This is a genomic window from Hymenobacter glacialis, from assembly GCF_001816165.1.
GTDB classification, from domain to species: domain Bacteria; phylum Bacteroidota; class Bacteroidia; order Cytophagales; family Hymenobacteraceae; genus Hymenobacter; species Hymenobacter glacialis.
Map to the genome: position 1 here is coordinate 174,075 of NZ_MDZC01000079.1, position 9,536 is coordinate 183,610.

General features: G+C 62.5%; 8 protein-coding genes. 2 read left to right on the forward strand and 6 right to left on the reverse strand.

All coding sequences use genetic code 11. The features are described 5' to 3' along the window. The first annotated feature begins 112 nt into the window (after window positions 1-112). The gene (locus BEN48_RS13050) at window positions 113-1,546 is read left to right on the forward strand and encodes a DUF6986 family protein (protein ID WP_070735362.1); all 1,434 of its coding nucleotides are present in this window, start codon (window positions 113-115) and stop codon (window positions 1,544-1,546) included. A gap of 139 nt (window positions 1,547-1,685) precedes the next feature. On the opposite strand, the gene BEN48_RS13055 is transcribed toward BEN48_RS13050, so the two are convergent. The 6 genes from BEN48_RS13055 to BEN48_RS13080 form a co-directional block, all read right to left on the reverse strand. Next, on the reverse strand, window positions 1,686-2,183 hold the full coding sequence (locus tag BEN48_RS13055; RefSeq protein WP_070735363.1) for a hypothetical protein: 498 nt from the start codon (window positions 2,181-2,183) through the stop codon (window positions 1,686-1,688). 333 nt (window positions 2,184-2,516) lie between these two features. Beyond that, entirely contained in the window at window positions 2,517-2,807 is a 291-nt protein-coding gene (locus tag BEN48_RS13060) for a MafI family immunity protein (protein ID WP_070735364.1), read from the reverse strand. 8 nt (window positions 2,808-2,815) lie between these two features. Further along, window positions 2,816-5,107: a xanthine dehydrogenase molybdopterin binding subunit gene (locus BEN48_RS13065; RefSeq protein ID WP_070735365.1), complete on the reverse strand. Its 2,292-nt coding sequence runs from the start codon at window positions 5,105-5,107 to the stop codon at window positions 2,816-2,818. Window positions 5,108-5,275: 168 nt separating this feature from the next. Beyond that, a complete protein-coding gene (locus BEN48_RS13070; RefSeq protein ID WP_070735366.1) occupies window positions 5,276-6,799 on the reverse strand; it encodes an FAD binding domain-containing protein in 1,524 nt (507 codons plus the stop codon). 148 nt (window positions 6,800-6,947) lie between these two features. Further along, the gene (locus tag BEN48_RS13075; RefSeq protein WP_070735367.1) at window positions 6,948-7,424 is read right to left on the reverse strand and encodes a nucleoside deaminase; all 477 of its coding nucleotides are present in this window, start codon (window positions 7,422-7,424) and stop codon (window positions 6,948-6,950) included. 126 nt (window positions 7,425-7,550) lie between these two features. After that, a complete protein-coding gene (locus BEN48_RS13080) occupies window positions 7,551-8,486 on the reverse strand; it encodes a hypothetical protein (protein ID WP_070735368.1) in 936 nt (311 codons plus the stop codon). A gap of 331 nt (window positions 8,487-8,817) precedes the next feature. On the opposite strand from BEN48_RS13080, the gene BEN48_RS13085 reads away from it, so the two are divergent. After that, window positions 8,818-9,375, forward strand: a complete 558-nt coding sequence (locus BEN48_RS13085) for a HEAT repeat domain-containing protein (RefSeq protein WP_070735369.1) — start codon at window positions 8,818-8,820, stop codon at window positions 9,373-9,375. Window positions 9,376-9,536: the final 161 nt, after the last annotated feature.

Genomic DNA, 9,536 nt, shown 5'->3' on the forward strand with positions numbered 1-9,536 from the left:
TCGCGTGCAGTAGTAATTGAATTACTTGCGCCGTAGAGATGCTTCGACAAGCTCAGCATGACGTTCTGGAGAAAGCCGTCCAGTAACCAACAACGAACAATCAATTCCCACCATGAAACTCAGCTTACCCGAGTCCGATAAAGCCGCCCTGCTCGACCACCTTGGCGTGGCCAATATCAAGTTCCAGTACACCTATCCCGGCGACCGGCCCGACCGCCAGCCCGTGCACACCGTGTACGGCGGCGCCAACCTTTTCAAGGCCGATACCTGCAAGCGCATGGGCAACATCGCCCTGACCAACCTGCAGACCTACGCGCCCAACTTCGTGGAGCTGGCCCGCGTGCTCCAGCTCAGCAACCACGAGCACCTGCCCACACTTGAAAAGGATGTGGCCGACCTCACGGCCCGGCTGGATGCCATGACGCCCGCCGCCCGCAAGCAGGAGCCGGCTTGGCTGGCCTATTCGGTGTACAACAAGATTGTGGCGAAGCTGCAGCGCGAAGCCGTGGAAGACTTCCGTGTGGACTTCGAGGACGGTTTCGGCAACCGGCCCGATGCCGAGGAGGACGAAACCGCCATGCGCGCTGCCCAGGAAGTGGCCAAGGGCATGGCCCAAGGCACCCTTTCGCCGTTTATTGGCATTCGCATCAAGCCCTTTACCGAAGACATGAAGGCCCGCGGCGTGCGCACGCTCGATATTTTCCTGACCACGCTGCTGGCCGAAACCGGCGGAAAGCTGCCCGACAACTTCGTGGTGATGCTGCCCAAAGTCACCATTCCGGAGCAGATGACCACGATGGTACGCCTGTTTAAACTGCTGGAAAAAGCCAACGGCCTGGTGCCCGGCACGCTCAAGATGGAGACGATGGTGGAGGCCACGCAAATCATCATGGATGAGGAGGGCCGCAACCCGCTCATGCGCATCATTCGGGCCAGCGAGGGGCGCTGCATCGCGGCGCACTTCGGCACCTACGACTACACGGCCAGCTGCGGCATCACGGCCCGGTACCAGACCATGGGCCACCCCGTGAACGACTTTGCCCACCACATGACCAAGGTGGCGCTGGGCGGCACCGGCATCTTCCTCTCCGACGGCGCCACCAACGTGATGCCCATCGGCCCGCACCGCGGCGACAACCTGAGCTACGCCCAGCTGCGCGAAAACCAGGACTCCGTGCACAACGCCTGGCGCCAAGCCTACCACCACACCACGCACTCGCTCATCAACGGCCTCTACCAGGGCTGGGACCTGAACCCCGCGCAGCTGCCCATGCGCTACGCCGCCACCTACAATTTCTTCCTGAGCAGCTACGACGATGCCGTGCTGCGCCTGCGCACTTTCGTGGAGCGCGCCGCCATTTCCACCCTCACGGGTGATATTTTCGACGATGCCGCCACCGGCCAGGGCCTGCTCAACTTCTTCCTGAAAGCCCTGAACTGCGGCGCGATTTCGGAAGAAGAAATTCTTGCCACCGGCCTCACGCTGGAAGAGGTGCAGACCCGTTCGTTCTACCGGATTTTGGAGGGACGGCGCGCGAAGGCGTAACCTCACCCCCGGCCCCTCTCCCGTGGAGAGGGGAGCCTGACGGGAAGCAACAAAAGCGCCCATTGCATGCAATGCGCTTTTGTTGGTATTGATTGACGCTGAATTTTATTAGCGGAGCCTTTTGCTTCGAAAAACCTCCCTACAGCCAGGCGGCGCTCAAGGCGTAGGACACGGCCATGATGCCCGAAAATACGGCGCTGGCCACGAAGCGGCGGTTGGTAGCCACGCGGTTCTGAATGTAGTAGTTAGCGGCCAGCGAAACCGGCGCATTCAGCAGAAACGACCGGCCAGCTATGGGCAGCAGCGCCAGGGAAATCGACTCGGCGGCGCCTCCGAACAGGCCCAGAAACACATAGTGCCGGGCAATCCAGAGCGGGTTGAAGTAAAGCAGCGACATGGCCGCCCGGCTCGTTTTGCGCAACTGGCTGCCGTTGGTGCGGGAGGGCACCCGCGCATCGAGCCACCGGAAATAGGCCGGTACTTCGGTGGAATACAGCAGGCCACCCACCAGGGCCATGCCCAGCAGCCGCAACCAGCTAAACTGATGCAGCAGGAGCGCCGCAGCGGTGTCGCCGGCAGCGTAAATCAGGAATCCCCGGACGTGGTTGCGGAGTTGGAATGAGCGGGTGGGGAGCAAGCAGCGGAGGCGTTCGTAAAATCGGGGTGCAAAAGTACGCTTTTCCCGGCCCGATAACCAGCCCAACTTCTTCCCCAAAGCCTTGCGCTGCGGCAGAAACTAAAAGAGGCTGAAGTTATGAGAGCTTTAGCCTCTTCTCGTTTAGGTTATTCATGTCTACTGAATTTCTATTGACTTAACCGTTTGCTGTGCAGCGTTAAGGTTTGCGTTTTGTGGAGCTAGTGTGTCAGTTGTATAACTGCAAAAAGCCTTGCACCATTTTCCGCCAATTATCCAGATTTGCAATGAAGAAGAGCCTTTGCGTTCAGCGTAGTAAACAGCTTTCTCAAAATATTATTTCTTAACAAGCAGCAGCAGAATGGAATACGCTTCAGGAGGCATTTTCATGCTTTCGGCACAAACTTCTACTTGTTCGTAAAAGCTGGCCGTCAGGGAAATAGCATATTCGAAAATCTGCGTCACGATATGCTCAAAGGCCAATCCCCACTCTGCGTAGTCCAGATACTCCTGGGCGATGGTAGTATCACGGGACGGCAGCCCCAGCCGCTCGGCTTCAACAAGTAGCTGTTTCACCAGAACACCAGACTTATCCGGACCCAGCCACTCTTTTAACCGGTGCCGCATATGTCCAGTTAATTATTAGTTGCCACCGCTATCGAGGTTGCCCCCACAAACGCCGGGTACAAGCTCACCAGCACCTTCTCCGGCGTCATGGGGGCCGAAAACGGCAGCTCCGTGTGGCCCTGGAAGGCCCGCACTGCGTCGCGCAGGGCGAAGTAGGTGCCGATGCCGTACATAAGCGGCGGTTCGCCCACGGCCTTGGAGCGTAGGATGGCCTTGGGGTGGCCGGGCGTATCAAGAAAATGCACGTCGAGCACGGCGGGCGCGGCGTAGATGTCCGGGATTTTGTAGCTGTTGAGCGAATTGCTGAGCAAGCGGCCTTCGTCGTTGTAGGCTAGTTCCTCCATCGTCATCCAGCCAATGCCCTGCACGGCACCGCCCTCAATCTGGCCCCGGTCAATCACCTCGTTGAAACTCTGGCCAAAGTCGTGAGCAATGCGCAGGGCGTCCACCGTGTAGGTGCCGCGCAGGCAGTCGACGGTGACGGTGGTGAAGGCCGTGCCGTAGACGTGGTAGGCGAAGGGATGGCCCGTGTTGGTGGTGGCATCGAAATGCAGGTCGGGCGTGGCGTAGTGGGCGTTTTCCGTCAGCGCCACCCGTTTCCAGAACGCCGACGACACCAGCTTCTCCCAGGTGGTGTCGGCGGGCACTCCTGCCGCCAGCACCTGCTCGTCGTGGATTTCGAGGCCCTCGTAGTTTAGCGTGTACTCCACTTCGGCGTGGCGCAGCAGGCGTTCGCGCAGGGCGGCGCAGGCCATTTCGGTGGCCTTGCCGTTGAGGTCGGCAGTGGCGCTGGCGGCGCTGGGGGAGGTGTTGGCCACGCGGGTGGTGTTGGTGCTTTCCACCTTCACGCGGTTCACCGAAATGCCCAGGGTGCGGGCGGCCACGTGGGCTATTTTGGTGTTCACACCCTGGCCCATTTCCACGGCGCCAGTGCTCACGCCCACCGAGCCGTCGGAGTAGATGTGCACCAGCGCCCGGGCCTGGTTCATGGGCGTTTTGGTGAACGAAATACCGAAGCATATGGGCATCACCGCGAAGCCCTTTTTCACCAGCTTGTGCTGCTGGTTGAACTCCTCTACCTCGGCCTGAAGGCCGGCCAGGTTGTACTGCCGGGCCGCAGTGTCCCAGGCCTGTTCGGCGTGGCACATTTCGGCCGGCTGCCGGTACGAGAACAGGTCGCCCTCGCGCAGCAGGTTTTTCCGCTGAATCTCACTGGCCGGCACCCCCAGCTCCTCCGCCGCTTTGGCAATGGCCGACTCCATCACAAACATGCCCTGCGGCCCGCCAAACCCCCGGAAGGCCGTATTCGGCGGCAGATTGGTGCGGCACGAAAAGGCCGTGGCCGTCACGTTGGGCACGAAATACGAGTTGGTGGCGTGGAACAGCGTGCGCTCCAGCACGGCCGGCGAGAGGTCGGCCGCCGCGCCCGCGTTCTGGAAGAACGTGACTTCGTAGGCCACGATTTTCAGGTCCGCATCCAGCCCGATTTTGAAGTCGGACGAGTAGGGATGACGCTTGCCGGTCATGCGCATGTCGGCCATGCGGTCGAGCACCAGCTTCACCGGTTTCTTGGTGATGAAGGCCCCCAGCGCAGCCAGGGCGCCCCAGGGCGTGGCCTGGTCTTCCTTGCCCCCAAAACCGCCGCCCAGGCGCGTCACGTCCACTTCCACTTGGTGCATGCCCAGGCCCAGCACGTGCGCCGTGTGGCGCTGCACGGCCGTCGGGCCCTGCGTAGAGGATATAATGCGCACCCCGCCCATTTCCGTGGGAAAGGCATAAGCGCCCTGCGTTTCGATGTACAAATGCTCCTGCCCGCCGCTCTCGGCCACGCCCTCAAACACGTGCGCACACGCCGCCCAGGCCGCTGCCGAATCCCCGATGCGGAAGGTGCGCGGCGGCACAATCAGCTCGCCCTGAGCCGCCGCCACCCGCGGGTCGGTGATGATGGGCAGCGGGTCGATTTCGACCCGAATAAGCTTGAGCGCGGCGTGGGCCTGGGCCTCGGTGCGGGCCAGCACCAGCGCCACCGGCTGCCCCCGGAAATGCACGTGCCCCTCGGCCAGCAACGGCTCATCGGGCACAATGCCACCAATTTGGTTGTGGCCCGGAATGTCGTCGGCAGTGAGAATGCGCGCCACGCCCGGCGCCGCCAGCGCCGCCCGCAGGTCCAGGCTCAGCAGCACACCATGCGCCAGCGGGCTCTCAAACACGGCCGCGTACAGCGTGCCCTGCTGCACCAGCACGTCGTCGAGGTACTGCGATTCGCCGCGCACGTGGCGGTTGGGGTCGAGGTGGTTCATGGGAATGTTGCTTGGGAGTTCAACCTCACCCCCTGACCCCCTCTCCAAAAAAGAGGGGGCACCGGTTCGTGAAGTCGGTTTTGGTTTGAAATCGTCGGGAGCAAATGCGGTGCCCCCTCTTTTTTGGAGAGGGGGTCAGGGGGTGAGGTTGAACGCGGAGGGCGATGCCTAAATCAATTCATCTACCGCCAGCTCCGGCGCAAACTGCAAAAAATGCGCCCACAGCAGCTGGCGCAGCAGCAGCCGCTTGTAAGCCGCCGTGCCGCGCACATCCGAAATCGGAGTGATTTCCTCCTGCATCACGGCATTGGCGGCGCTCACAGTGGCCGCCGTCAGCTCGCGGCCCACCACAAATGCGCTGGTGCGGGCCAGGTAAAGCGGCACCGGCCCCACGCCGCCTGCCGAGACGCGCGCCGCTGTAATCAGACCGTTTTCAACCCGAAGCCAGGCAGCGGAATTCACGCTGGCAATGTCGAGGTGCGTGCGTTTCGAAACTTTTTCAAAGTGGAAAAAGTCACCGGGCAGGGGAGTGGGAAAGCTGATTTCCGTGACCTGCTCCTCGGGTGTTTTTGCTAGTTTCTTGTAATCCAGGTACAGGTCCGGCAGGGCCAGTTCGCGGGTGCTGCCGGCCGGGTTGGCCAGGGTAATGGACGCGCCCAACGCCAGAAACATGATGGTGAGGTCGCCAATGGGTGAGCCGTTGATGAAGTTGCCCGCCACCGTGCCCATGTTGCGAATGGGCGTGCTGCTCACCAGTTTCAGGTACTGCGGCAGGTGCGGCAGCAGCCCGCGCATCAGCTCCGATTCGAGTAGGTGGCTGGCCGTGGTGGCGGCGCCCAGCACCACGCGGCCCGCCGCCTCCTGCCGAATGCCGCGCCGACCGCTCTGGTCAAATACCAGGCGCACGGGCTGCTCGCGCAGCTCCTCAAGGCGCTGCACCAGCAGGTCGGTGCCGCCGCCCAGAAGCGGGTGGGCAAATGGGTTGGCGGCCGAGGAATCGTGACCGTTTTGGCTTTGCGTGTGGCCGCTGGGGGAGACGGTGCTGGCTGAACTCCCGTTGCCATGGGCAGTAGCTGACTGCTCAGCTTCCTGCGCGGCAACTGCGGTGCGCAGAGCAGCCAGCCGGTCGGGCATGGTTTTAAAGTAGGCCGGCACAAACTGCTGCTCGCTGAGCCAGGCCACGGCGTTTTGCGTGGGCCGGCTGGCCAGCTGCGCGGTGAGGGTGGCGGCGGCCCGCTCCAGGGATTTGTAGCCCGTGCAGCGGCAAATATTGCCGTCGATGGCCGCAATGGTGTTTTTCTCCGTGGCCGGCTTATCGCTCAGGCTGTGCCCCGTGAGCGACATCACGAAGCCCACCGTGCAGAAGCCGCACTGCGAGCCGCCCTCGTCCACAATGGCCTGCTGCACCGGCGTGAGCTGGCCGGCCGCGGCGTTGATGCCCTCCACGGTTACCACGTGCTTGCCGTGCGCGTTGCCCAGCGGCGTGAGGCAGCTGGTCATGCTCTGGTAGTTCACCGTCAGGCCATCGGGCGCCAGCTCGCCCACCAGCACGGTGCAGGCCCCGCAGTCGCCCTCGCGACAGCCTATTTTGGTGCCCTTCAGGTGCTCGTGGTAGCGCACAAAGTCGAGCAGGGCACTGGCCGGCGCCTCACCAGTGCGAATGGGCTGGTCGTTGAGGTAAAAGGAAATCATGAAGGCAGGCAATGCTAATAATAAACGGTCATGTCGAGCGCAGCCGAGACATCTCGCTCGCTTCGTTCCACGAATGATTTAGTGGTGGCACGCGAGATGTCTCGGCTGCGCTCGACATGACGGGCTGGATTACTGATGACCAATTTAATCAATACTCCGTTTTGCCTTCTTTCTGTTCCCAGGCCTGAAAACCGGCCAGTGCTTCGTCGCGCAGCAGCTGCGTCATGGGCAGGCGGCGGGCGTCCATGGGGCGGTCCAGCTCTTCATAGATAAACTGGTCGTCGAAGCCAATGGCTGCCGCATCGGCTTTGGTGTTGCCATAGAACACGCGGGCCGGGCGGGCCCAGTAAATGGCGCCCAGGCACATGGGGCAGGGCTCGCAGCTGGTGTAGAGGTCGCAGCCGTCGAGCTGGAAGGTGCCCAGCTCCTTGCAGGCTTTGCGTATGGCATCAACCTCGGCGTGGCAGGTGGGGTCGTGGGTGCTGGTCACCTGGTTGAAGCCGCGGGCAATGATTTGCCCGTCCTTCACCACCACCGCGCCAAAGGGGCCGCCGTGCCCGGCCTGCATTTTTTCAATAGACAGGCGAATGGCTTCGCGCATGAATTCGGGGTTGGGAGCTTCCATAGAAAAGGGGAGGGCAGTCAGGAGATGATTATCCGTAATTAACTGAAAAAACGGGCAGCAAAGAACGGCAAAACTCCCCCAACAACGCCCCCCACGGCCGCAGCCCCGGTTCGCCCGCGCGGTGGCTTACTTAAACAGGTTGGGCACGCGCAGCTGAAAGCCCAGCGAAGGCACAAACGTGACCCCACTCAGCGAAGTGCTGGCACCGTTGAGCAGCGTATAGTTGCCGTAGTTCTGGTAAAACACCGAGATGGCCGGGATAACATAAACGTACCGGTAACCTAGCTTGAGGTTGACAAAGCCGCCGAACGAAGAGAAATTGCGCTTCTGCAGCGTCAGCTCCGGTACTTTCACCGAGCCGTTAAAAATCTTCTCGGGCGCAAAGCCGTAGCTCACCCAGCTGTGCCCGTACACCAGGCCGTAGCTGATGGCCCCAATCTCTTCCTCCGGGCCAAACGACTGGCTGAAGGTGAGCGGCACGAGCAGGTCGTTGCGGGTGGCCCGGAAGTTGAGCACCGAATTGATGTCGTCTAGGAACGGCAGGCTGGGCAGCTTGGCCCGCTGGGTGGCAAACTGCAGGCCGATGCTGGCGTAGGTGGTGCCGCTGGCGGCGCCGGCGCCGGGGTTTTCGGGCGAGCCGGTGGGCCCCAGCAGCTGGAGCTGGGTGTCGAAAACGTGGGAGCCGAAGGCGTATTTATACCCCGCGTCGAGGCGCGGGATGATGCCGTAGCGAATGCTGAGGTCGGCGGTGGGCTGCACGGGGTCCAGCACGTAAGCCAGTGCTGCGGCCTGTATTTTTGTCGTGGCTTCGGTGTAGTCCACTTTCTCCTGGCTGGCGGCCTGGCTGGCGGCTTCTTTCACGGCACTGCCCACCTTGCTCAGGGAAGAAGTAGCTACGTTGAAGCCCTGGTTATACCCCACCCGAAACTCGCCCTGGGGCGTGACTTTGCCGGTGGTTACGATGGCGCGCGGGGCCGTGCACGAGGTGGCCAGCAGGAGGGAAGCCGCCACCAGCAAGGCAACCGGCTGCCGGCGAAAAAGCAGTGTCAAAGTGGTATTCATAAAGCAAAGGTCAAGGATTGTGGGGCTAAAAAACGAAAATCGAGCCGAAACGGCCAAAACCTGCACCCAGAATTCGGCCTATGCCCCGAGCGCAGTCCAGTTGCCGGGCATTGAGGGCCGCTGCGTAGCATTAGCGCCTAAATATTTTACACGGACTGCCAGACGAGGTCCTGGGCCATGCCACCCGCAGGAAGGTGGCCTTCACGCATTTGCTGGCCCTGGCCGCCAAACCACCACTGCCGGCGTAGCCCGATAGGAATTTGATTCCGTACTTGACGCCCTGCTTCGGCCGGTTCGTCCCGGGCCTGCCGCTGCTTCATCTTCTCTGCTTATGCCCATCCGCTCCCTTCGTTTCTGGCCCTTGCTGCTGTTGCTGGCGGCCTGTACCCGCACCCCGCGCTCCAGCGTCGACCTCGACAACAAATACCACGACGCCGTGAACCGGCAAATTGGCACCGCCCAGGACGAGCGCAACACCGCCGCGCTGCTGCCCTTTCTCACCAACGCCAACCCCATCTACCGCCGCGAAGCCGCGCTGGCCTTTGCTTCGGTGCAGGCCCCGGCCGCCGTGCCGGGGCTGATTCCTTTGCTGCGCGATGGCGACTACAGCGTACGCCGCGCCGCCGCCTACGCCCTGGGCCAAACCGGCGACAGCACGGCCGTGGACAGCCTGCTGGTGCGCGTGCAGCTGGAGCCCGACGCGAGCGTGCGCCGCTACGTGCACGAAGCCCTGGGCCGCACCGTGACGCGCGCCAGCCTGCCCGCCCTCTGGCGCCATAGCACCCTCGCCGACACCGCCCACGCCGTGGCATTGGCGCTGGGCCTGAACCGGGCTGCCCTCCGGGCCTCACCTCGCCCGAAAGCATACAGCGCACGGTGCAGGTGCTGAACTCGCCCCGCCTGCCCGAGCGGGGCCGGCTGGCGCGCCGTGAGTCTGTCGCGCACGCGGGGCTACGACGCCGATTTGGCGCGTCTGGGCCAGGAAACCTTGCTGCGAGTAGCCACCAAGGACCGTTCCTACGCCGTGCGCGCCGCCGCCGCTACCACGCT